Annotated in this window: 16 protein-coding genes, 1 other RNA gene and 1 pseudogene; 10 read left to right on the forward strand and 8 right to left on the reverse strand. The window is 52.9% G+C overall.

The features are described from left to right. Positions 1-3029 (forward strand): PD-(D/E)XK nuclease family protein (locus tag FYJ24_RS09940; RefSeq protein ID WP_154545997.1); only part of this gene is annotated, 3029 nt, incomplete at its 5' end. Continuing rightward, a complete protein-coding gene (locus FYJ24_RS09945; protein ID WP_154545999.1) occupies positions 3026-6319 on the forward strand; it encodes an ATP-dependent DNA helicase in 3294 nt (1097 codons plus the stop codon). The genes FYJ24_RS09940 and FYJ24_RS09945, both read left to right, overlap by 4 nt. Here the strand turns inward: FYJ24_RS09945 and FYJ24_RS09950 are convergent. Continuing rightward, on the reverse strand, positions 6285-7487 hold the full coding sequence (locus FYJ24_RS09950; protein WP_154546001.1) for a phosphotransferase: 1203 nt from the start codon (positions 7485-7487) through the stop codon (positions 6285-6287). The two genes, FYJ24_RS09945 and FYJ24_RS09950, sit on opposite strands and share 35 nt — an antisense overlap. Positions 7488-7522: 35 nt before the next feature. On the opposite strand from FYJ24_RS09950, the gene prfB reads away from it, so the two are divergent. The 5 genes from prfB to smpB all read left to right on the forward strand — a co-directional run bounded on the left by prfB (position 7523) and on the right by smpB (position 12170). Beyond that, a complete protein-coding gene (gene prfB, locus FYJ24_RS09955) occupies positions 7523-8647 on the forward strand; it encodes a peptide chain release factor 2 (protein ID WP_318656640.1) in 1125 nt (374 codons plus the stop codon). Between the two features lie 73 nt (positions 8648-8720). After that, on the forward strand, positions 8721-9410 hold the full coding sequence (gene ftsE / locus FYJ24_RS09960) for a cell division ATP-binding protein FtsE (protein WP_154546003.1): 690 nt from the start codon (positions 8721-8723) through the stop codon (positions 9408-9410). A 2-nt stretch (positions 9411-9412) separates the two neighbouring features. Then, entirely contained in the window at positions 9413-10327 is a 915-nt protein-coding gene (gene ftsX, locus FYJ24_RS09965) for a permease-like cell division protein FtsX (RefSeq protein ID WP_154546005.1), read from the forward strand. A 5-nt stretch (positions 10328-10332) separates the two neighbouring features. Further along, complete coding sequence (locus tag FYJ24_RS09970; protein WP_206192638.1) at positions 10333-11628, forward strand: M23 family metallopeptidase; 1296 nt, start codon at positions 10333-10335, stop codon at positions 11626-11628. A gap of 11 nt (positions 11629-11639) precedes the next feature. Beyond that, positions 11640-12170, forward strand: a complete 531-nt coding sequence (gene smpB / locus FYJ24_RS09975) for an SsrA-binding protein SmpB (RefSeq protein WP_154546008.1) — start codon at positions 11640-11642, stop codon at positions 12168-12170. Positions 12171-12284: 114 nt separating this feature from the next. Here smpB and FYJ24_RS09980 read toward each other — a convergent pair whose 3' ends face one another. Further along, on the reverse strand, positions 12285-13046 hold the full coding sequence (locus tag FYJ24_RS09980; protein ID WP_154546010.1) for an SDR family NAD(P)-dependent oxidoreductase: 762 nt from the start codon (positions 13044-13046) through the stop codon (positions 12285-12287). A 254-nt stretch (positions 13047-13300) separates the two neighbouring features. On the opposite strand from FYJ24_RS09980, the gene ssrA reads away from it, so the two are divergent. Beyond that, positions 13301-13676: a transfer-messenger RNA gene (gene ssrA / locus FYJ24_RS09985) on the forward strand. Between the two features lie 54 nt (positions 13677-13730). On the opposite strand, the pseudogene FYJ24_RS13010 reads toward ssrA, so the two are convergent. The 6 genes and pseudogenes from FYJ24_RS13010 to FYJ24_RS10015 all read right to left on the reverse strand — a co-directional run bounded on the left by FYJ24_RS13010 (position 13731) and on the right by FYJ24_RS10015 (position 22100). Further along, positions 13731-14492 (reverse strand): annotated as a pseudogene (locus FYJ24_RS13010) (ISL3 family transposase). Beyond that, positions 14482-14625, reverse strand: a complete 144-nt coding sequence (locus FYJ24_RS12670) for a hypothetical protein (RefSeq protein ID WP_206192641.1) — start codon at positions 14623-14625, stop codon at positions 14482-14484. Before FYJ24_RS12670 ends, FYJ24_RS13010 begins: the two are co-directional and overlap by 11 nt. A gap of 1092 nt (positions 14626-15717) precedes the next feature. Further along, a complete protein-coding gene (locus FYJ24_RS10000; RefSeq protein WP_206192642.1) occupies positions 15718-16170 on the reverse strand; it encodes a GNAT family N-acetyltransferase in 453 nt (150 codons plus the stop codon). Between the two features lie 328 nt (positions 16171-16498). Then, positions 16499-19786: a sugar-binding protein gene (locus FYJ24_RS10005; protein WP_154546018.1), complete on the reverse strand. Its 3288-nt coding sequence runs from the start codon at positions 19784-19786 to the stop codon at positions 16499-16501. 209 nt (positions 19787-19995) lie between these two features. Continuing rightward, complete coding sequence (locus FYJ24_RS10010; protein WP_154546020.1) at positions 19996-21354, reverse strand: family 4 glycosyl hydrolase; 1359 nt, start codon at positions 21352-21354, stop codon at positions 19996-19998. Next, on the reverse strand, positions 21351-22100 hold the full coding sequence (locus FYJ24_RS10015; protein WP_154546022.1) for a DeoR/GlpR family DNA-binding transcription regulator: 750 nt from the start codon (positions 22098-22100) through the stop codon (positions 21351-21353). Before FYJ24_RS10015 ends, FYJ24_RS10010 begins: the two co-directional genes overlap by 4 nt. A gap of 102 nt (positions 22101-22202) precedes the next feature. Between FYJ24_RS10015 and FYJ24_RS10020 the strand changes: the two genes are divergently transcribed. Together FYJ24_RS10020 and FYJ24_RS10025 are read left to right on the forward strand one after the other, a co-directional pair. Next, on the forward strand, positions 22203-23243 hold the full coding sequence (locus FYJ24_RS10020; RefSeq protein WP_154546024.1) for a carbohydrate kinase family protein: 1041 nt from the start codon (positions 22203-22205) through the stop codon (positions 23241-23243). Beyond that, positions 23240-24610, forward strand: a complete 1371-nt coding sequence (locus FYJ24_RS10025; protein WP_225872115.1) for an ABC transporter substrate-binding protein — start codon at positions 23240-23242, stop codon at positions 24608-24610. The genes FYJ24_RS10020 and FYJ24_RS10025 overlap by 4 nt, the downstream gene beginning before the upstream one ends. Positions 24611-24628: the final 18 nt, after the last annotated feature.

Genomic DNA, 24628 nt, shown 5'->3' on the forward strand with positions numbered 1-24628 from the left:
GTGCCGTTCTTGTGGGTGGTCCCGGGACCGGCAAAACTCGTACCTTGCTGCGCATTTTCGAAGATGAAGCGGGGAAAAATGGCAGCGAAGCGTGGGCGTCAGTACTGCTTCTTACCCCCGATCGTCGACGGGCTACGCAGTTAGAGAAACTGCTACCGGCAGATATTCTGGGGGCAGTCGCGAAGGTTGGCGGCCACCGACTGGTGCGGTCAATCAATTCGTATGCGTATCTTGTTATTTCCGAGTGGATGATTGGGCGCAAGCAACCGTTTCCTAAGCCAGCATTAGTCTCTGGTGCAGAAGAAGACGTTTGGCTGGCACAGTGGTTAGCTGACAATGGGCAAGTCTGGGATGGGATCGTGCCGGACGCTGCCAAGGAAACAGAGTGGTTTCGCACAGAAATCCGTGAACTGATGTCTCGCGTGGGGGAGGCAGGTCTCAACGCGGAAGATTTAGATTCCCTGGGGCGATGGGCTGGGATACCCGCGTGGCAAGCAGCGGCTCGTATGTATGAATCATTCGCAGGAAAGGACCCATTTTCGGTTCAGACCCCACACATTGATGCGGCGCGCGTTCAAATCATTGCTGCCCGTGTATTACAGGAATGGCAACAGAAAGCCGAGGCTGAGAGCGTGCTGGGCATTCTGCCTATTCCAACAACCGTGCTGGTAGACGACCTGCAAGATTGCACGGTGGCGACTGCTGTTTTGTTGCAGGCTATGGCTCGCCTGGGAACTCGCGTTGTCGCCACAGCCTCACCGTTGAGCGCAACCGCTAGCTATCGTGGGGGACGTGCTGACCTAGGGAAAGAGGTTGCTAGTCTCTGCGGTATTCCTATGCGTAATCTAACTCGCTATCACCGCTACCGCAGCGACCGGGCATATTCGGTGAGTCAGGCCATGGCACATGCGTTAGATCCTCGCACGCCGCCTCCGGCATCGGATCCACAGCGTGTGGGTGTTTTTTCATCCGAAGGACGTCTGTTGCTGGCGATTTCCAATGAGATCCGGCGTCGTCATTTTTTGGACGAGGTGCCTTGGCATCGTAATGCCATCATCGTGCGCCATTCAGGACAGATTGAGACTATTCGTAGAGCTCTGGTGCGGCACGGCGTTCCGGTAGCTGCGGCTGAGAGGCCAATCAAACTCTCGCAAATACCGGTATGTGCGGCGATACTGAGAGTCCTCTACGTTGATGAGGATGATAGCGCGGCTAATGCCCTAGAGCTTCTTACATCACCCTTGGTGGGTGCGGATACGCTGCGTCTCTACGCTTTTATTCGCAGCGCAGCAGCCATCGATGAGTCGTGGGGGACACTTGAATACTGGCTGACACAAAGCCACATCCCCGATGAACTTACAGAAGAACATCCCGTTGCGGCCTCATGGCTTCGCAGCGCGGCAGCAATCGTCGCCGCGGGGAAGGCGGCAGCTACCATGTCTGCCTCAGATGGTCTGTGGGCGGTATGGGAAGCCACCGGTAAAGCTGAAGCGTGGAGAGAAACGGCGCTCTCCGGCGCTGACAGTGGACGTGAGGCTGATCTTCGCCTGGATGCAGTCGTTGCACTATTTCGCTCGGCAGATTTGTGGATGCAAGAAGAAATGGCAGCAGGACGCGCTTCTGACGCCCAAACCTTTGCCAAGGAGCTACTGGGGCAAGTAGTTGAACGCGACTCACTTGCCGTTCGGGGGATGCGGGCGCCTGGAGTGGAAGTTCTCACCGTCGCTCAGGCAGCCGGACGTGAGTGGGACTTTGTTTACATAGTTGGCTTGCAGGATGGATTATGGCCCGCATCAGGCACTAGTGGCATTCTGATGCAGATGCCAAAGCTCCGCACTCTTCTCGATGAAGCGCGCAATGTAGGGGTAGGTGCAATCGACCCGCAACTCGTGGCTGCTGATACGCAGTATGCAACAGAACGCCGGGAACAGACCCGCTCAGAAGCGATGCTTCTGGTAAGTGCTGCGTCCCGGGCGCGTCTCGAAACAAAGATCATGACGGTTGTTGACTCGGAACAGGCGCTCTCATCATTTGTGATGCTCCTGAAACGAAAAGGCGTGCTTACCTGGGATGAGGTCGGTGACAACAATCCAGTCCCGCATGATCCAAAGATTCCTTTTGACCTCGAATCGTTTGTTGCCCTCTTGCGGCAGCGAACGATGGGCGGACAATACGATGCGGATCAACAAGTAGAGGCTGCGCGTGCATTAGCGTATCTAGCCGATTCTGGTGTGCAATCGGCAGATCCCGTGACTTGGATTGGGGCGGGGGAACTTAGCTCCAGGGAGCCTGTCGGGCAGGGAAAGCCGATAGGGCTGAGCCCGTCCAAGCTAGAGACTGCGTCACAGTGTCTCTTGAACTGGTTTTTCCAATCGATTCAAGCGAGGCGGCAGCAAGGAGTATTTGCCCCTGCCGAAGTTGATAGTGCGCAACTCGGTACCTTGATACACCGCGTGGCAGAAGAAGCTCCACACGGAACACCCGAACAGCTCAGAAGCCTGCTAGACCAGTACTGGGAATCTGACGGAACATGGCTGGATAAGGTGCAGCACGAAAAAGCATTGCACATGGTCTCTCTCTTGGGGGATTATTTCCAGCGGCCAGTTACCCGCGTTGAAGTCGAAAAAGAGTTCCGCCTAGAAGTAGGAGACGCCACTATTTACGGTCGTGTCGATAGGCTGGAGCACCTTGAGGACGGCCGCATGCAGGTTGTAGATATCAAGACGGGGAAGACGAAACCTCGCCCAGCTGATGTGGAAGAGAATCTGCAGCTTGCGGCCTACCAACTAGCAATGACCGACGCAGAGAATAGTGCTGGGGCCGTTTACCTCAGTGTTGGCGCGCCGGGAAGGGGACAGAATCCAGAGTTTCGACAGCCTACTTTGGATGTACAGCAGCGCGAAGAATTGCAGAACACATTAGCTGATCTTTCAGCAAATATGCGTGGACCTGACTATCGGCCAACTGTGTGCGATGCTTGCCGCTATTGTGATTTTCGTGACGTGTGCCCAGCAAGGAAAGATTCATGACTGACTCTGGCAAAGACATCAAGGAACTGTTGAAACTGAAGTTCGTCCCCACAAAGGAACAACAGCAGATTATTGAGTTTCCTCTAGTTGCTCAGGGAGTACCGCAGCCATTGCTGGTGGTTGCTGGTGCAGGATCAGGTAAGACAGCAACAATGTCCACCAGGGCGGCTTATGCTGTTGCTACGCGGCAAGTGGATGCCGGGCAGATCCTAGGTCTCACCTTTACGCGGAAGGCTGCGGCTGAACTGAGAGAAAAACTTGTTGAGGCAATACCGAAGCAGAGCAGTGACGAACTGGACTTTGGTCAACTACCAGTCTCCACTACGTACAATGCTTTTGCCCTCGGTGTTGTCCAAGAATTTGGATCACTCATCGGTTTGCCAACAAACCTTGTTCATATGGATAGTGCCGCCTCATGGCAACTCATGAATGACATCGTCCAAGGGTGGACTGAGCCACTGCCAGAACGATCCATGAATACTCTGACTGAGGATGCATTGCGTTTACGTGAAGACATCGCAAACCAAGGAATGGATGTGGCGACGGCTCGTCGACGGCTAGAACAGATGAACTCACGGTTCGACCTGGCAATTGCCGATCATCCACGCGGTCCGAAATTGTGGATATCCGGCCAGAATGTGAATAATGGGCGTCTGCTACTTCTAGGACTGATCGAAGAATTCGATCGGAGAAAAGCGGAAACTGGTCGCACAGATTTTGCTGACCAGGTGCTGATGGCGACGCGCATTGTGAAAGAATCTCCCCATGTTGTCGCTACCCTGCGAGAGCGTCACCGCGCAGTATTCCTGGACGAGTTTCAGGATACGTCAGTGGCGCAAATGGAATTCTTAGCTCAGTTGTTTCACGACCACCCTGTCACAGCAGTTGGTGACCCTAACCAGGCCATCTACGGGTGGCGCGGGGCGTCGGCAGGTGCTCTCGATGATTTCCATCTGCGCTTTTCGCGGCACGCGGACACCGAGAGATCAACCCTGTGCCTATCCACATCGTGGCGTAACGCCCAGAGGATTTTGGAAGTTGCCAATAGCGTGGCAGCCCCCCTTCGGGTCATTGCAAAAAAGCGAAAAAGGATAGAGTCACCGAAGCTTGAGTCCATGGAGGAAGCACTCCTTGGGGAGGTTTCGGTAGATTATGAACTATCTGAAAATGAGCAAATAACGCGTATTGCTGACTTCGTAGAACACGCGCGCAGTGAACTGGAAGGCAAGAACGGCTCTCTCGCGTCAGTGGCGGTGCTGTGCAGAAGACGTTCTCTCATCCCTCTCGTTTTGCAGGCGGTGAGAGACAGAGGAATACCCGCTGAAACCGTTGGCGCCGACGGACTGCTTTTTCACCCCGCGGTCGCTGATCTTCGGGCCTACCTGCGTGCCTCGACAGACATTGGGGACTCACCAGCCTTGTTGCGTCTCCTCATAAAATTGCGTTTGGGAACTGACGACTTATGGAAACTTGGAAGACTAGCCTCCCGGTGCGCGCGGGGTAAAACGGGAGAACGAAGTCCGGCGCTATTGTCGGAAGCAGTCGATAGAGTCGAAGAAGCTGATCTCAGTGAGGCAGGCACATTCCGCGTGCGACGCTTAGCTGCTCAACTACAGGAACTGCGCGGGGCTGCAGGCTGGAGTATTGTCGACCAGATTGCGCGGGCCAGAATCATATCGGGGCTGGAACGGGACGCGGTCGTTACGGGTGAACACCAGCAAGTGGCAGAAGTACTCGATACCTTGACGAACTTTGCCGCCTCCTATCAGGATTCTAACCCCCACCCGACCATGCAAGGTTTTCTCTCGTGGCTTGAAGCAGCAGAGGCGAGAGAAGGCGGGTTATCTCTTCCTCACGTGCAGCCGGACCCAAACGCAGTGCAGGTGATGACGGTACATGCTTCCAAAGGCCTAGAGTGGGACGCGGTAGCGGTCGCTGATCTTGAACTCACCGCCTTCCCCAGCTATCGCAGTCCCAAGAGTGCAAAGAAAGTGGAAGACGAATGGGTTTCACCCTTACCTGAAAGTGGAATCCCTGGGCAAAAGGGATGGTGGGAAGACTATCGGTCGCTCCCATACCCAATTCGGGGTGACGCTGAGGTCTTGCCGCATGAGGACATATGGTCTGCAGAACTTAAAGCAACGGCGGCGGGGGAGCTTTTGCGACAGGACATTGGCGCCTATCTCCTGGCAGAAGAGAGACGCTTAGCATATGTTGCTTTCACTCGTGCACGCATGAGGCTCGGGCTCTTCGGCTCATGGCTTGGCTCGGGTGCAACCCCGCGCTACCCCTCAATGTTTCTTATGGAAGCCAGCAAGGTCACTGGGGTTGTCACGTATATCCATCCCAGCCCGCAAGAGGAAGAACTCATCAAAGAGCAGCGCGCTCTCAACGAGTATTCCTTTCCAGAACCTCCCGATAACGTCACGAAGGCCCTTCAGTCTTCGGCCTGGCTTGTGCGCGAAGAAAGAAAGGCCCCAGCATCGACTCGTTCTGCTGCCTTAGCTCAGCTTGGTTCAGAGCTTAGTAAAGATATCGAAGCACTTTTGTCTGAGCGTACTCAGATTGAGCGTTATCGGTCATTAGACTTAGAAAGGCGGTCGGCAACCGATGTCTTAGCGGCAGTTGCCGACAGCGATTGGACCTTCAGTGCCACGCAGTTGCCCAGACTCGTGGGCAATGAAGGCCTGTGGATGGAACTGCGGCGGCCCCTTCCCCAGAAACCTGGGCATGGTGCGGTCATCGGCACGGCTTTCCACCAATGGGTCGAAACTACACTGAGACGGGCGGCAGCGGATGACCTAGAAGCTGAAGACTATCCGCAGCTAGGACTATCGGAAAAAGACCATGTAATACTGAAGCGCCTCCAACAGAATTTTGCTTCACTGGCATGGATTCATGATGCGTCGGCAATCGCCCTTGAAGTGCCATTCTCTTTTGCTCACCAAGGAGTTTTACTGAGAGGGCGCATTGATGCGGTGCTGGAAGTTCCTGGTCAGAGTGAACAATGGTTGATTGATTGGAAAACCGGTAGAGCACCTAGCGACCATGGCAACGACTCACGTTTGGTTGATTATCTGATCCAGCTGGGAACCTATGTTTTGGCGTGGAAAGATAACACGACTGCGCCGTTGCGAGCGCAGTTAGTCTTTTTAGGGGATTCGGTGCCACAGGTGGTGACTCTGGAAGAGCTGGAGGACGCATACCTGCATCGTTACGGGAAACCGTGGGATTTGTTGGATGCGCTTAGCGCCTTTAGTGATCGTCTTCGTCAGGTTCCTGGTGCGTAGCCAGGATGTCGTCAATAACATCAGAAAGATCTTCGGTGAGAAGGCTGCCGGCTTCTTCAGGGGGATAGGGTGTTGCTGCCAGTTGATCTTCCAAATCGACAACGGCTAGCTCGTCAATATCTACTTCAGGATCCGAGTGCATCGACAGTAGAGGATCTTCTGCCGCTGTGAAATGAATGGGAGCGACAGGCTCAGTGCGAGGGGTCAGCAGAGTATCGCCGACGCTTTCTTCCAACTCAGCGAGCATCGCTTTTGCATCTTCAACTACTTGAGAGTCCCCAGTGTCAATGCCAAAACCAAGCCACCGAGCCAAAGCAAGTTCAGAGTACAACTGGGCGCGGGTCATCAGATGCAGGTCAGCGGCATTGCGCCATGACGAATATGCCGATTGAAACCGAGAGATGAAACTATCATCTGAAAGAGGAAGCACCCAGGATAAATCTGTGGCGGGGTCGCCAATGCACATATCCCAAAAATCGGTGATTGCTAGTACTGCCCCGTCTTGCTGCCATACAGACCGCGGTGAAAGCGCGGAATGGATGGGCGCTGGCGAAAAGGTCCAGAGTTCTTCGTGGTCCGCGGCTGCCAACCAGCGGCGTCTCAACGACGCAGGAATATAGCGTCCCCCAGATTTGACTAGGATCCGCACGGAGTCTCGCAGTTCGCTGATGCTGTGAACTTCAACGCCACATTGGGCGATGCGGACGGAGGGAAGATTATGGACGGCAGCTAGCGCCCGTCCAAGAGAAGCAGCGTAGAGTCCATCAGTCAATATTTCAGAGTCGTTTCCTGGATTGCCGCCTGGGTCGCGAAATACAGCTACTATGCCCGAGTCGGTCCCAGCTATTCCCTCAGGTTGAAAAATCCTGAAAGGTAGTTCTTCGGAGGCACTGCATCGAGTCAAATATCCCAGGAGCGTTAGAACATTATCGAGTTGTTCGTGAGTAAAGTCTCGTGATGGAGCTACTGCCAACCAACTGTTGCCTTGGGCGTCGGAAAAACCCGTCATTGAGCCAGCTTCGTCACTCACTTGGGGCGCGCGAAGCTCAGTAATGCGCAAGGTGGGAACGGCAGCACTTGCAAATGCTGCCAATTCGAATGGGTGAGTTGGAGTTGGCACATAACCAAAATACCGGTAGGGGACGGCATTCCAAACCAGGCGCGCCATAATCTGATCATCGCACCACGCGATATGGTTAGTAGGTGAGTATTGAGTTCGATCAAGAGATAGCAGCGCTTCGTGCAACCATGGAGAACGTTCTGGCTGTACAGCAACCTGAAAGAATGAAAGAGCGTATTGCTGTTTTATCCAACGATGCGTCCGCCCCGAATTTGTGGGACGACCCAGATGCGGCGCAGAAAGTTACTTCGGAGCTTTCTCACCTGCAATCGGAGCTTGAGCGTCTCAACACGATGGTTGGCCGCATTGATGACCTTGAGGCGCTAGTATCCATGGCCGAAGAATCTGACGATGAAGATGAGCGTGCCGAAATACTAGGTGAAGCTGAGTTAGATATTGCCAACATCAAAGATGACCTTGCCGCTTTAGAAATACGTACTTTGCTTGACGGAGAATACGATGAGCGACACGCAGTCGTCACAATCCGATCGGGCGCTGGCGGTGTCGACGCTGCAGACTTTGCACAAATGCTGATGCGGATGTACCTTCGGTGGGCGGAAAGACGTGGATATCCCACGAAAGTATTGGACACCTCGTACGCCGAAGAAGCAGGAATCAAGTCGGCAACTTTCGAAGTCGCGGCCCCCTATGCGTATGGAACTCTCTCGGTGGAATCTGGCACGCATCGCCTGGTTCGCATTTCGCCCTTCGACAACCAGGGGCGCCGCCAAACCGGGTTCGCGGCTGTCGAAGTAATTCCTTTGATTGAGACTACTGACCATATTGAGATTCCAGAATCTGAACTGAAAGTCGACGTATTCCGCAGTTCGGGTCCCGGGGGGCAGTCAGTGAACACTACCGACTCCGCCGTTCGTATGACTCACATTCCCACGGGGATTGTGGTGTCGATGCAGGATGAAAAATCGCAGATTCAGAACCGAGCTGCGGCTTTGCGGGTGTTGCAATCGCGGCTTCTGGTGAGGCGCCACGAAGAAGAGAAGGCCCGCCAAGATGAGCTCAAGGGTGACGTAAAAGCTTCCTGGGGGGATCAGATGCGATCCTATGTTCTTCACCCGTATCAAATGGTGAAGGATGTGCGAACAGGTTTTGAGTCTGGGAACACCCAAAATGTCTTTGACGGTGACATTGACGGCTTTATCAATGCTGGCATTCGGTGGCGGAAGAACCAAGGGGAAGCCGCCAATTAGCGTGTCGTATCCACGCGCGTGCGCGTAGCCCCCCTAGTCTGAGTTTGATTGACCCCAAGCTCAAGAGTAGGAAATGATCCGATTCGACCGTGTGACTAAGGTGTATGGCAAGGGCGCGCGCCCTGCGCTAGATAATGTTTCCCTAGAAGTGCAAAGAGAAGAATTTGTGTTTCTTGTTGGCAAATCAGGATCTGGCAAATCTACTTTCCTGCAGCTAGTTCTACGTGAACAGCGCGCTACAGGCGGGGAAGTGTGGGTTTTGGGGCGGGACGTCAGCAAGTTGGGGCAGTGGCGTGTGCCGAAGCTGCGTAGGCAAATTGGAACGGTTTTCCAAGATTTCCGGCTGCTTCCCTCGAAGACTGTCTACGAGAATGTTGCTCTAGCAATGCAGGTGATCGGCAAGTCGAAGAACCAGATTCGCACAGCTGTTCCCGATGTCTTGGATCTTGTTGGATTAGCAGGGAAAGAAAAACGCTTTCCCTCGGAGCTCTCAGGTGGCGAGGAACAACGCGTGGCGATAGCCCGCGCTATGGTCAACCGCCCCCCGCTGTTATTAGCAGATGAGCCAACGGGAAACCTCGACCCAGAAACTTCTCTAGGAATCATGCGACTTTTGGATCAAATTAACCGTGGTGGTACCACCGTTGTCATGGCAACCCACGATGCCCGCATCGTCGACCAGATGCGAAAGCGCGTGATCGAACTCGAAGATGGGCAGGTCGTGCGCGACCAGGACCGTGGAGTTTATGGGGGTGCCAGGTAATCATGCGCTTACGATTTATTCTCTCTGAAACTGGTAAGGGCCTAGCCCGCAATAAGGCCATGGCTGTCGCGGTGGTCATCGTGACTTTCGTGTCTCTTCTTTTCGTTGGTACCGCGGCGCTGGCACAAATGCAGGTTGATAAGATGAAAGACCAGTGGTATGACAAGATTGAAGTGTCAGTGTACATGTGTGCGCCACTAGACAAAGTGCTCTCATGCGATGGGCAGGAAGCCTCAGAAGAACAAATTGATCAGGTTCGTCAGCGATTGGCTTCACCTGAATTGGCTCCATATGTTTCTGAGGTGTACGAAGAAACCAAAGAAGAAGCCTATGAGTCCTTCCAAGAAATGTATGGGGACGATCCGATCACTCAACTGACATCGGCCGACATGCTCCAGTTCTCTTTTAGGATCAAACTGGTCAACCCTGAAGAATATGAGATTATCCGGGAAGAATTCTCAGGTACTCCAGGGGTTGCTGAAGTTAAGGACCAGAGAGAACTCATTGAGCCTTTGTTCGAGTTGGTAGAGAAGATGAAAGTCATCTCGATTGGCCTGGCAGGCGTCATGATTGTGGCAGCGATCTTGCTGATTACAACCACGATTCAACTCTCGGCAATGAGCCGCGAAGAAGAAACCCAAATCATGCGTCTTGTGGGTGCCTCTAACCTCTTTATTCAAGCGCCGTTCATGATAGAAGGCGCAATTGCAGCGTTACTTGGAGCAGGGTTAGCTGTGGGAGGTCTCTTCTTGGGTGTCTACTTCCTGGTAGATGGTTGGCTATCGGATGCTCTTAGTTGGGCTCAGCTCATTGGGCCTACCGAAGTCGCATTTGTGACCCCATTCTTAGTGATAGCAGCCCTGCTTTTAGCCCTTATATCTTCGGCATTCTCTCTCGGAAAGTACACCAAGGTGTGATGGGCATGAAGAAACGATGTGCGGCGGCCGGTGTTGCTCTTGCGTTGGTCATGTGTTTGAGTGTGCCTTCCTATGCGGATAAGCGATCGGACGCCCTGGAACAACGTGAGGCTGCCGACCAGCAGATCGCTGACTTGCAGCATGAACTAGAAGGATTGTCTTCTGATCTTGCACAAGTGTATGTAGACCTCGAAAAAGTCAATATTGAACTTCCTGTGGTCGAGGCGGAGCTGGCAGCCGCTCAAGAAACGGCAGCCGCGGCAGAAAGAGAACACGATCAAGTGCTTTCTCAGCTCACGGCAGCGCAGGGAGAATATGAGCGTATCACCGGTGAACTTACCCGCAGCAAGGACGAAGCTGAAGAACTACAAACATCGATTGCTTCGATGGCGCGTGATCTCTACCGTGGAGGTGAAACTTCGGCACTCACTCTCCTTCTTACTACCGAGGGGCCAGGGGACATTACCGACAGGGCAACAGCGGCGGAGAGCGTCACCCGTGCCCAATCTCGCACTCTAGAGAGTGTGCGTGAGGAGGCGGCAACTTTGCAGAACCAAGCGTTGAAACAGGATGCCGCGACTGAGCGTATTTCGGCTTTGGAGGCAGAAGCCGCAGAGGCATTGTCACAGGCAGAGGCGGCAGAAGAAGCAGCGGCCGCCAAGCAAGAAGAGCTTGAGGCCTTGCAAGCGTCGTTGGAGAGTAAAGAAAAGGCGTGGGCGGCTCGTAAAGATGAAGCAGTCGCCCAACTTCAAGAGCAAGAGAAGGCTAGGACAAAAGCTGACGAGATCATTGCCAAGATAGACGCCGAGAATCAGAAGAAGGCGGAAGAAGAAGCCCGCAAAGCGGCTGAAGCTGCAAACCAAGGTGGTGGTGCAGCCCCCGCTTCGCCTTCATCAGGGGCAATGTTCAGCTGGCCGGTTCCAGCGGGCACGCCGATTTCCTCATCCTATGGGATGCGCCTGCACCCGATACTTGGCATTTACCGACTCCACGACGGTACTGACTTTGCTGGTGGGTGTGGATCACCTCAGTATGCGATCGCAGCTGGAACGGTCGAAGGCTCGTACTACGATTCCGGTGGCGGAAACATGGTGATTATCAACCATGGAAACCTGGGTGGTAACTCGTGGATATCAGAGCACCTTCATCTTGACTCTGCAGTGGTCTCACAAGGCCAATCTGTCTCACAAGGTCAACTGATTGGGTACACTGGCACCACCGGCAATTCGACAGGGTGTCATCTTCACTTCACTATGTACCAAAACGGCTCTACGGTAAATCCGATGGATTACCTGGGGTAACCTATAGTGTTATGCCGAAAGAATGGAAACAGCCGAAGCTAAGTGAAGCGGAAAAGCGTAAAGCAGCCGCCGACGCGCATAAAACAATCGCGCGCAATAAGAAAGCTCGCCATGACTACCTCATTGAGGATTCGTGGGAAGCTGGCCTGGTCCTTTCGGGCACCGAAGTAAAAGCCTTACGGATGGGACGCGCCTCCCTGGTTGATGGCTGGGTCGAGGTGAAAGACGGAGAAGCCTGGCTTTACGGCGTCAACATTCCTATGTATTCGCAAGGTTCATGGAATAACCACGCTCCCACGCGCAAACGCAAACTACTTCTCCATAAGAACGAAATTCGCAAAATGGGGAATAAAGTTCAAGCAAAGGGCTACACCATAGTGCCCCTTGAACTGTATTTCCTTGGAGGCCGTGTCAAGGTAGAAGTAGGCCTTGGGCGAGGCAAACACGAGTACGACAAGAGGCATGCTTTACGTGAGGCGCAGGACAAGCGTGAAGCAGAGCGGGCTATGAAGCGGTATGTGCGTCGCAGTTCGGGGCGGTAACTGCACCTAGTAGGCTATCGGAGCTGAGCACTGGGTCAACCTAGGGACTCTAATAGCATCCGATCAATGATGCGGATTTCTGGAACGCAGTTCGCTCCAGAAATCCGCATAACACTAGATGGCGGTATAGCCGCCATCTATCACGATGTATGCCCCTGTGATGAAGGATGAATAGTCAGACAAAAGGTAAGTGACTAAGTGGGCAACCTCTTCAGCTTTTCCTAATTTTCCTAACAAGTGTTTTGAGGCTAGAGCGTCATACGCCTCGCGAGGAAGGTTTGCCAAGAGAGGAGTTTCAATATAGCCCGGCCCCACAGCATTGACGCGTAACCCCTGAGGCCCGTACTCGCCAGCGGCGGTGCGAGTAATACCGACAACCCCGTGTTTTGCTGCGGTGTATGCACCGTTGCCCAAGGCGGCTACCATTCCGTGTATTGATGCCATATTGACGATGGTGCTGGTAGTGGCGCCGGTGTCGATCATTGCTGGGATCTGATACCGCATCCCGTAGAGAACTCCATTGAGATTGATATCTATGACTCTGTCCCAAGCGTCTAGATCAGTGTCGCCCACGGGTGCTTGAGGTCCGCCGATTCCAGCGTTATTCACCGCATAGTTCAGTTGTCCATACGTAGAAATAGCAATATCAACCATTGCCTTACTGTCATGTTTACTCGATGTGTCTCCAACGACGGGGAACGCTAAGCCCCCAGATTCGGCGATTTCTTCCGCCACTCGTTCGGCAGCGTCCTTGCTGATATCTGCAACGACCACACGTGCACCGTTTTCCGCCAAGTCGCGGCTGATAGCTTCTCCCAAGCCCGATCCCGCACCAGTGACCAAGGCTACTCGTCCGTCAAAATCCCATTGCATCATTGCACTTCTTTTTCATAGTAGAGCGAAGGATTGACATATTCGCGCTAGCAGAATGAGATGGATTCGTGGGCCTTTTGTCCTATGTATTTTGGTGTTGGTGTGAAGGGCGCTGGCAGCTTTCGTGCGCTTGCGGACAGCCTAGCGATGCTGTCCATTCGAGCAATGCTGTGGGAGGCGATCGCAGTATTGATGAAAGTGACACATTCGTGTAAACTGAAATATCGCCTTTCGGGGTATGAACTAACAATTCAATAGGGGATGATCGGTTTCGACGGTGGCCCTCGATCGAGGAGAAGCGGGTCGAGAATGCATGCTCACTCGTAAAAGTGTATGCAAAACAAATAAGTGCCAAACAAAATCGCACTGACTTCGTCCTCGCTGCCTGATTGCAGCTTGGACCTTTGAGTCCGTCAGCCCGGAAGGTTGCTCTTCCTCCGGTTCCTGGCGTCGTCTAAAGAGCCACTGGGTGTTGCGCGTGTCAGCTGCGTGACTCCGACATTTAGCTGACTGAGCCCATTCAACAGCAGGTCTGCAGGTAGTTGAGGGCTGAGAAATAGTAAGCAGACTGCACCCGGAGAAGTCCTCGGGGTTGGTTGCCGGACGGGGGTTCGATTCCCCCCATCTCCACGTTTGTGAAAACACCGTCCCAGATGGGGCGGTGTTTTTGCTTGTTAAAAGGGCTCTTCATAATAGGGGTTGTAGTTGGTGTTTGATTCCTCCTGTGTGGGGGAGGCTGCGTTTGATGTAGTTGTCGAGGTTTCTGAATCCGAGGGTGATGCCGCGGAGGTGTTCTAATCTACTGTTGATGGCTTCGGTGGGCCCGTTACTACTGCCGGGGTGGGTGAAGTAGGCCAGAATATTGTTGCGTCTCTTTTTGAGTGTGTTTTTCAGGGTGCGAAGCTCGGGGATCCCCCTTTTGGTGTTGGTCTTGTCCAGAGCATCGATGATGCTGGCGAGTTTCTCTCGTCCCTTACGCCGGTTTGGCTCCTCGTAGGCAAGAATCACGGCTTGGTAGATAGTCCAAATCCGGGCCAGGTCCGCGTACTAGGGGGTCCTGGATGATGACATCGACTTTAGGGGCGGCCTTGCTACTGAGGAGTTTGCTGCGGGTCAACAGGAGACGTCGGGCCTGGAAAGGGGGTCTCCTTTGCGGCCTCTCCTGCCCAGGGTGGCGTGTTGGAGTCGCTGCCTGCACTGAGTGATCTTGTCTCCAACCAGCTGGACAACATGGAAAGGATCCATGACTGTAGCGGCTCCGGCTAGGACTTCTCGTACTGCGTTCTTGTAACCGGTGAACCCGTCCATTGCCACGGTTTTCACGTTCAAGTGGAACCTGGTGTCTTGGCTCTCTAGCCAGGCTTTCAACACTTTCTTTGACCTGCCGGGGATCATGTCTACAAGCCTGGCTGGCTTGCCCCCACTCCTGGGGGTCAGGTCAATGATCACGGTGACGAACCTGTCTGATCGCCAACCTGTGTGTTTCCAGCAACTGGGGGCACCTCCCGTAATAAGCGAAGCGCGCGGGGGAATCATCAACCCCAATGGTTTTCACTCCGTCAAAGCGGGAGGGATCACTCATCAAATGTGTGTAGCCCGCGTCTAGGACGGCGGTGTTCACCGTGTTCCATGAGGCCCCTAGATTCCGGGCGGCAGCGTTGATGCTCATCCCGTCCAAGACCACTGATACCAGAGCCCAGTTGACTGCTGCTTGGGTTAGTTTGGAGCCAGGAGTCGCAAGAATGTCAGGGACCTGCTCAGACCAATAGTGTTCGCAGTCCCCGCAGGTGAAACACCGCAGTCGTATTAACAGTCGTACTGGGCGAGACCCGCATGGGCAATGCGTGAGAACACGAGCGCGGCTTCCCCGGGCGGTTCCTGGGCCCCACACGAAGCACACCACCGGCCAATGCCTATCAGACGCACCTCGAAAACCAGAACCTCGCGGCCCCTCTGGCGAACCTGGGCCTGTCCCGTGACTCGCACAACGGCAGAATCAAGGCGAAATGCGCACTCCAAACACGGCTTGCTAAACTCAAACACAGACCCTCCGGGCAACAAATGCAGACTCAGATACCTACATTCTGTCAGCCAGAGGGTCACACCATTACAGCCCCCATTATGAAGAGCCGTCAAAGCTAGGTTGCGTAGCTCAATACCACGAGACTACGTATCCCTACTCCGATTGTTTGGGTATCCACTCTATCTCTTTAGAACGTGGCGTCAACCGTAGATTCAATAAATGTGTCAAGGTAGCTTGCTAGCAATGCCTATCTACGCCGATAGTCACATTAGAGCACATCATTAGAGTCTGCTGTGTGGCGAGGTGATGGAAGGTAAAGAATAGGTAGAGCGCGGTCGTTGCGGACAAAGATTTGTCAATCACACTAACGCGCAGGTGAGTCCGCTTCTGGTCGCAATACCTTTGTGACACTTGTACGCGCAAACCCTGTTAGCAAAGAGGCGTTGATTACCAAAACTCTGACACACAACGGTCACCGCGGCCCACACTTAAAATGCCTAAAACCTTGTGGTTTTAGATATCGAGACTTGTTATTGTAAAGAAAATATATTACGGATCATCCCCACGAGGCTGTAAGAAATGGCAGTAGTCAAGAATTTGCATCTTTCGCGTTGGTGATAGCTTGTCACGAAAGCTATAGATCAGATGAGTTTAGTTTTTGAGAGTACAGTGCATGGGAGTGAGTGTAAACCCTGAGGGCAGATCTTCAGATGCCCCGCATTGTTCAAATCCTAGGCCCCTATAGAATTCGATGGCGGTACCTTGCGCGGAAAGCACTACTTCGTGACCGCCGTGTTCACCTATGGTTTTGATGGCGAGTCTCATTGCCTGGGTTCCTATTCCTTTGCCGCGGAGTTCCTGGTGCGTGGCAAGCCATCCAACTCGCCACCGGCCGCCTCCCTCATCGACACATCTGACGCATGCGATAGCAGACTCATTTATACGGCCGACAATATGTATTGCCTCTTTGTCGCGTGCATCAAATACTTCGTCATAGGGGACTCCTTGTTCGTCGACGAATGTTTTGCGTCGGATGTCGAATGCGTTTTCGCAGCCACTGGAACCAAAGCTCGTGTCCCACGTGACCTCAACAGTATCGCTCATGGAACCCCCCATTTCATTTGCTTCATTTTGTGTGATTTCGTAACTGCTTACTGACAGACAATGCGAGTCTGTCCCACCCAAGAGACTATAGTAAGCCTCACGTGCATGGCGTTGTCGGTTACTTGGAAACTCTGAATGTTCACTGGTCTTGATTGTGTGGGAATCGGCGATGCCCTCAGCGTTGAGATAATGGGTGAGGTGTTCACCTATCGAGTATTTGACATGACAATAAATGGACTCAATCAGCCTGAATTAAAATTAATTTGTGTTGTACTCAGAAAAGACTGAGGGGCACACTGACTTCGCGTGTACCCCTCAGCATCATGTATCAGTTTTCGGTGGTTCTCTTTCTGTGCGATAAACGGTAGATAGTAGTGCCTAGCACCGCCGCACACAGAGCCCCAAATACTATTGCAGCGACTGTCGCACCTGTGGTGGCCAGATTATTCTCGTTGTTAGTTGTGGTTCCAGGGGCCGATTCTCCAGTTTCTGGGGGTGATGTTGGCTCTGGGTTAGGGGCAGGATCCGGAGTGCTCGGTTCTGGTTCTGGGTCGGGGTCTGGTGACTCTGGGGTATCACTGGCCGTGATGGGGAATACCCACGCGTCGACTCCGTCGCCTTCTATTCCGGAATTGGGGACTGCCTCGACAAACGAGACAAGAACCATTGAGTCTTCGCCCAGGGTGTTATACACCTCTTGTTCTAGTGGAATATCTACTTGACCGTTACCAACTTCAACCTCAACGACGGTTGATCCTTTGAGTCGCCCGCCCATGTCTGGTGCCCAAGGAGGAGCAGCGCCATCATCTGGCGAGCAGGCTTCGAACCCGTACTCATCGTCAGGGCAGCTGGATGTCCACACGGGGATGTATTCGGGGCTGCCCTTCCAAACGAATGCTCGTATTACCCCGGGCTTATCAGCTTCAAAAGGTAACGTGATCTGATTTTCTGTGATTGCTGGTGTGAGGAAAGACAGTGCCTGGGTTGGTTGTACACCCGAGATTGTCCCGCCGCGCATAGCTGATTGGTATATCGTTTGGGGTGATTCCACTCCAGTTAGTGCAGTGTCGGGAATACGCGCTGGGGGAGTAGTCGTTGGAGCGTCTGATGGATGCTCATAGTTCTCTAGGTAGGCGTGTCCCCACCGCAGAGGTTCAGACTGCTGGCTGCCAAACGCAGACCACGCTGTCCGGCTCTTCCCAACAAATGATTGGTTATCCGAATCGTATGGGGTGATATTGAGTCCCAAGTATTGTGGATCAATAGTGTTGGTGAGGGGATCGCCGCTAGGTTTATCGCTGGACTGCACTGCCGAAGGCAATGCAGCAAAAGGAATTTTTGCTTCGATAACATATTGATTGTCGATGTAGTGTCCGTTTTCATCAGTCGCTGCATTACTGACAACTTCGACTCCTTCGGCATTGGGGGCATCGAGAATCGAAGCGGCTAGTGGTCCGGAAGAGAACCCTTGATGGTTGTCGGCGTCCCGTGACCAACATGGACCGTCTATACCGTTTCCGTTCCAATTATCTGGGTCGTTCGTGTAGGGGAAGATGCCGAGCTTAAAAGTTGAAGAAGTATCGATAGAGCGGCTTTGAGGGTCAAGCAGTATTTCAACAGAATCGGTTATCCAATGCCCAAAACATCTGTCCGGAGTGACAGCACCTCCAGCAACATCATCGGTTACTCGTGAATAGAAGTAGAGCGCGTCGTCATACCATCCAATTTTCGCGATAGAGCCTGCGCCACAATCTGTTCCGTTGGGTTCGCATGGTTTACCTTCCCACAGAGTAGAGATATCTAAGTCTGCCCCTGGGTACTGAGAGATATCGCCAGACAGGGTTGGGGCTGTTTCCAGCTGCGGGATCACGGTGGTGGGGACTATGCGGATTGCAACTGTTTCAGAGGATTGCTCTGACCCGGTGGATGTACCAATCTCGATCGACTCGGTAACATTTCCGGGACTAGTCGGGTCCGTATGGGTAAGAATGAAATCAATAACTGTAGATTCCCTTGGTGGAAGGCTGACAAATTCCTTGGTGTCTGTGTCGATAGTGAAACCTTCGGGTGCGTGAACAACGACTTCGCCGCTCTTTTCAGAATCACTTCGATTCGTCACTTCAACTGGAAACGTAATGGATTCTCCGGTGCCGATTTGAGTGACGGCATCTGAGCGGCCCTCAACGAAAGTCCCTAGCGTACTTGCCCATTGTTCGTATTCGGCTTCAAGACCAGAACGTAGAAGACGTCCCTCAACGGCAGGAACCAGCTCGACACGCATGTCGTTATAAGCCTGTACTGTGCCGTTACTAAAACGCAGCCCTATCTTGTATGTGCCAACCGTTGCCTCCGGCGAGGGTGTGATAGTGAAATCGACGGTCTGGGCTTCTCCTGCTGTGAGATTTGTAAGTGACTGGGAGCCGGAGTGGGTCCATCCTTCAGGCAAGACCACTTCAATAGCTCCCTCAGACACGGATGAGTCAGGAATAAGGATTGAGGCTGAAAGGGTGAAGGGAACGCCCGCAGCTTGGAAGTAATCTTGGGTGTGTGGATAGAACAGAGTGCCCAGCGGCATACCGCCTGGGTCAGGGACCGTTGCCCCAAACAAAACTGCATCGTCCCGCTCGGACTCGGGGCTTCCATTAGGTTGCATGGGCACCAGGGACTGCGCAACACCGTAACGTTGGCATGTGGGTTCCCATACGTCTTTTTGCATGACTCGTTCTTGTGTTGGGTGAGCGCGTCCTCCTTCCCGTCCTACCTGAGCCCATGATTTGGGTGTGCCAGCGGCAATCCCTGCTAGATTCCCCTCTAGCCAGGAATAGGGGGAGTCATAGCCAGTCCACGTTCCAACAACTGTGAAGGGGTTGTCTTGCGCTGGTGTGAAGCCACTATTACAGCCAGGTCCTTCAGTTCCTCCTGTTCCTGTGGTCTTACCGCCGGCCAGTATCTTTTTTACCTGCCAAACTTCTACCGCCCCGATGCCGGTTAACTGTTCTGGATACATTGTGGGGTCTGCTGCCGCCGCGGCCGCTTCCCAGATCATGCGTCCTTGAGCATACTGGTGGTTACCATGGCCCCCTTTGAGGGCAGAGGGCCAGCCCACGAGGATTTCTGGTTGTGTTTCACGTATGATTCGGACGGTTCTTCTGAGAGTCTCGTCATGCCCCCACACTTCTTCAGTGAGTGGGGCACTTGTGTTGTAGTAGAAGTCCACGCGATCGATATTGAAGATATCTACCGTACCTGAGCGGACATGTGAAGTGCGATCTTCGTTCTCTCGGCGTAGACCTAAGTCTCGTCCTGCTTCTGGTCCAACTGAGTTTGATCCGCCTTCACCCCGGCTTGCCATAATGATCCCGCAGCGCACTCCGTAGAGATCGTGCCAAACACCGCACGGAGTGGTGAAACCAGCGTCGTCGTCTGGGTGCGCCCATAACCCCATGACATCGATCTTATGAGGGGTGGTTGCGCTGGCCTGACTGGGTGAATCGAGTGTAAGTGGGGGTGTTTCCTCCGCATGTGAGAAGGAGGGGGCCGCGACTAATACCCCAACGGCTGTAAGGGCTGCGGCACCGGCGCGCAGCAACCGATGTGTCAAAGTAGCTTTTTTCATGTGAACTCCACTTGATACTGAGCAAAAGCACCGGCGCTTTTGCTCCCTAATGAAGCATGTTAGCAGCTTAATGAAGGAAAAAGGAGCTTAAAAGTAAGCAAAAGTGAGCATGTAAAAAAGCGGGCGCGCCACATTTCAGAGTGATGCGCCCGCAAAAATGCAGCCTATTGAGCTAATTTCTAACAAGTTTCCATAGAGTCAGAGCGTTGTTAGCGATCAAACACTTCTGCAACTTCAGGAATTAGTGAGCAGTATTGATCAAACATTCGTTGTGCGACATTTACCGAATTGACTAGAGGGTGCTCAGCCAATGCTTGCCACGCAAGCCCCCTGTCGCGATTAACAGTTGCTTTAATGACCAAGTTTTCACACGCCTTAACTTGGGTGACAAGACCAAGTTCAGCGCCTATGAGGGGGGCAACCACTTGAGGATGCACACCATCACCATCGGCCAAGCACGGGACTTCGATTACCGCGTCATTATCGAGGGAGGAGATGAGTGGCCCTTCTGGCCCGTCGCCGTTACATACGCCAAGGATCATACGTTTCGTCGCGGTGCCTGAAAGTGCGGTCATGAGATCAAGTGCGACTTCTTGGTAGCCGCCTTCCTCGACATCGCTCTGTTTCCGTTCGCCCTCGTCGGCCAGTTCTCTAGCTTCAGCCATATAGGTCGCTTCTCTTTCACGGTGAGCCGCATCCCAGAGAGCGCCTGCCTGGTCGGGAGTTTCACCTGCTGCGCGGTAGAACTTTTGCTGCTGCTCATCTAAATACTGGCCGCGCGTGTGGGACTCATTTTGAATTTGCTCTACAGCTTCCCGGTTATGGTAGTAGTAGAAGAGATACTCATTAGGAACCATCCCTATTTGGCGCACCCAGTCAAAGCCGATGATCCTTGCCTCCTCGATCTCGGAAAGCAAGTTATCATCCGCCAACAATGTCGGGAGCATGTCGGTGCCATCAACATACAGGGCGCGAAGCCAACCTAGGTGGTTGAGGCCGACATAGTCATAGGTGAACTCTGACTCGGTTCGTTTCAAAGCTCTGCCGACTCTGCGAACCAATCCAATCGGCGTATCACAGATTCCAACGACTCGTTTGCCCATCACATTGCGCATTGCTTGAGTGATGATCCCGGCTGGATTGGTAAAATTAATGACCCAAGCCTGCGGAGCGTAAGTTTTTACAGCTTCTGCCAGCCTAATTGCATGCGGGATTGTGCGAAATGCGTATGCGTAACCACCAGGGCCGACTGTTTCTTGCCCCAGGATTCCTTCGTCGAGGGCGACCTTCTCATCGATGACGCGCCCATGGGTTCCCCCCACGCGCATGGTTGAAAAGACAAAGTCAGCACCGCGCAGTGCTTCCCTATAATCGGTTGTAACAGCAATACGCGGCATGCTAGTCAAGGGCAGCGCCTCGAGAACTGACTTCATTACAGACAGCCTCTTCGCTGAGATATCGAAAAGGCAGACTGTGTCGACATCCAGCTCATTGCGCGAACGCACTGCTAAAGCTTCAATGATTTGTGGAACGCGAAAGCCGCCTCCCCCAAAAATCGTCAGTTTCATAGCGTTTCTACTCTCGTATTGGTGGTCAACAACTTTTGTAGTGGAGTGATGTCAGGGCTTGCTGTGGTAATTACTCCCGAGAAATCAGTGGCTTTGCATACCGACAGCATCCCGGAACCTGGAAACTTGTCTGCAGTAGCGAGCAAATAGGACGAATTTGCTTTCTGCAGTATCAGACGTTTGATGGGGACTTCTGTGCCCGTCGTGTCGAGAACTGTGAGGTCATCCCGGATGCCTGAGGTCCCAAGAAATGCAATGTCAGCGCTAAGTCCGTCAAGGGCCTGCTCTGTGAGCGGGCCGACAAGAGAGAGATAGGAATGTCGCATGATGCCGCCTAGGACAATCACTTCAGTCTGGGAGGAATCGCGCAACTCATCAGCTACTGCCAAGGAAGCGGTGACGACCGTTACGGGGCGGTTTCGTAGGTGTCTGGCTACCATCGCCACTGTAGCTCCGATATCGAGCAGTACTACTTGTCTGTCAGAAACCATGTCAGCGGCATATTTACCTAGAAGATCACGCTCTTCACTGGAGGTTGAGGCCACTACGTGGAATGGTTTGGGGTCAGCGTCAATCATTCCTCCACCACGAACACGGCGTAGAATCCCCTGGCTATCCATGTCGTTAAGATCGCGTCTAATAGTTGAGGGTGATACTTGCAGTTCATGCGCTAGGGCAGAGACGGAAACACCACCACGTTGGCGGACATGATCCAAAATCATTGCCTGACGCTGTTTGGGAAGCATGAACAGAGCATATCATGTAATGAGCAAAAGTGAGCAAATGTTATTATTTGCACTCACGGGTATTGTGCATTATGCTCCAGTACCATCCATTGGCGAAGGAGCATGATGCTATCACAGAGCGATTCGTTTAACGACATGCAAAGTACTGACGAGCAATACGACATGATGGCTATTCCCGACCGATTCAGTATGGATGTTTTAGTTGTTGGTCCGGTGTTTCTCGATGTGGTGCTGGGTCCTGTCGATGCCATGCCGATCCCTGGAGAAGAGCGTTGGGTATCACAATGTGCGTTTGCCCCCGGTGGGGCTGCCAATCAAGCCGTTGCCTTGGCACGACTCGGATTGTCATCGCGACTGTGTTCTTATCTTGGAACAGATGAGCCGGGTATCTTGTTGCAATCGTTACTGAGGAAAGAGGGACTCTCAGAAGAAGGGATGGTAGAAGTTGCCCATCAGTCAGTAACTGCGTCGATCAGTGTTGCAAACGATCGGGCAATGGTGACTTATGGGACTAACGAAGCTCCGAAGATCGTACCTGAAACGAAACCCCGCGCTTTGATGGCTGATTTGCGTGCGATTGCGATGAACAGGCCAACGTTAGAGAAGTGGCGTGCAAGTAGTCTTCGTCCCCTATTTATTTCTGATGTTGGGTGGGATGACAGCGGTCGATGGGATCCAAAGGAGCTCAACGGCCTGGACTTAGTTGACTATTTTGTTCCCAATGCTGGTGAAGCATGCCGGTACACACGTACCACTTGTATTCGTGACGCTGCATATTCCCTGCAAAGTCGAGTTCCTGTAGTCGTGATTACTAACGGAGCTGAAGGTCTCTTCGCATATGACGGCACAACAGAAGTGGAACTACCGGCTATAGCAGTCGATGCGGTTGACCCCACTGGGGCGGGCGATGTATTCGGCGCGGCACTGACATGGTGTGCTCTACAGGAATTCCCTTTGCGTGAGAGTCTCTCGGTAGCGTCTTTGGCAGCCGCATGTTCTGTGCAGGCTTTCGGTGGTTCATTATCGGCGCCCTCTCTCGAACAAATCAGAAACCTAATTCAATCGATAGAGCTTCCTTCCCAGTACGCAATTCCCGAAATCATGTATTTAGACCGACCACTAACAAAGGAAAGGGATCAATGATGGATCCAAAGATACGAAAGGGTTTGCTGACAATCGGTGCAGTAGGAGCCCTCATAACGCTAGCCGCATGTGCGCCTTCAGGTGGAGGCGGTGTGACTCAATCAAATACAGGCAGTCAGTCTGGAGAAATCGTGACTGATATTGCAAACGTGCCTGAACAAACGTTGACGGTGTGGGATCAAGAGATACGCGGTGGCCAAAATGAGCAGATAGAAAAGCTTAATGCTGCGTTCATGGAAAAATATCCAAATATTACAATTAATCGCGTATCTCAGTCCTTTGACGATCTTGAAGCCACGTTAAGACTAGCTCTGACTAGTGATGATGCTCCGGACGTCGTGCAGGCGAACAACTCACGTGCAATCATGGGACAGTTTGTATCCGCCAAACAAATTCTCTGCTTAGATGATTGGGCTGAAGCATATGGATGGAATGAGGCTTATCCAGAATCGATTCTGGCTTTTTCCTCATACTCCGAAGATGCACAAGACTTTGGTGAAGGCTGCGTCTACGGTTTGCCACAAGTGGGTGAGGCAGTAGGCGTCTACTACTCCAAAAAACACCTCGAAGAATTGGGGTTAGAGATTCCACAAACATGGGAGGATTTTGTCGCTCAGCTAGAGACGATCAAAGCCGCAGGAAAGACCCCTCTGGTATTGGGAAATGTGGAAAAATGGCCGGGAATTCACGTATGGGGTCCCGTTCAAGGAGCTTATGAAAAGGCTGCGGACATTCGCGTGATTGGTTTTGGAAATCCGGGTGGGTCATGGGACACCGAAGGGAATACTGCTGCGGCTAGTGAGCTTCAACGATGGGCTCAAGCTGGCTATTTCAACGAGGGGTTCAATGGAGCCGACTACGATACAGTTTGGCAAGAGTTTGCTAAGGGTGAAGGTGCCTACCTTATTGGTGGGTCTTGGTTGGGTCCTGACTTAGAGGCATCCATGGGTGAGGATGTAGGTTTCTTCCTGCCGCCGGCAAACTCAGTGAACAAAGTAGTGGCTACCACTGGTGGGACCGGTCTTCCTTTCGCGATTACTTCTGCAGCAAAAGATCCCAACGTTGCAGCGGCCTATATCGATTTTCTGACGAATGATGACGCGATGAAGGTCCTTGCTGAGACTGGGAACATACCGGTGCGCAACGCATCCGAGTTTGCCTCAGAGCAATCGGGAGTGATCGCGGACATCATGAATGGGTTTACTGATCTGACCACAGAGGGCGATCTTCTGCCCTACATGGACTACGCCACGCCAACAATGGGTGATGATTTGGGAGCAGCTCTGCAAGAGCTGATGGAAGCGCGAATTACTCCAGAGGAATTTGTCCAGCAGATGGAGGGGTATTACACGGCATTTGTTGGATAGCAACAACACTGTGGTCCC

Origin of the sequence: Scrofimicrobium canadense (genome assembly GCF_009696615.1) — a bacterium.
Taxonomy (GTDB): domain Bacteria; phylum Actinomycetota; class Actinomycetes; order Actinomycetales; family Actinomycetaceae; genus Scrofimicrobium; species Scrofimicrobium canadense.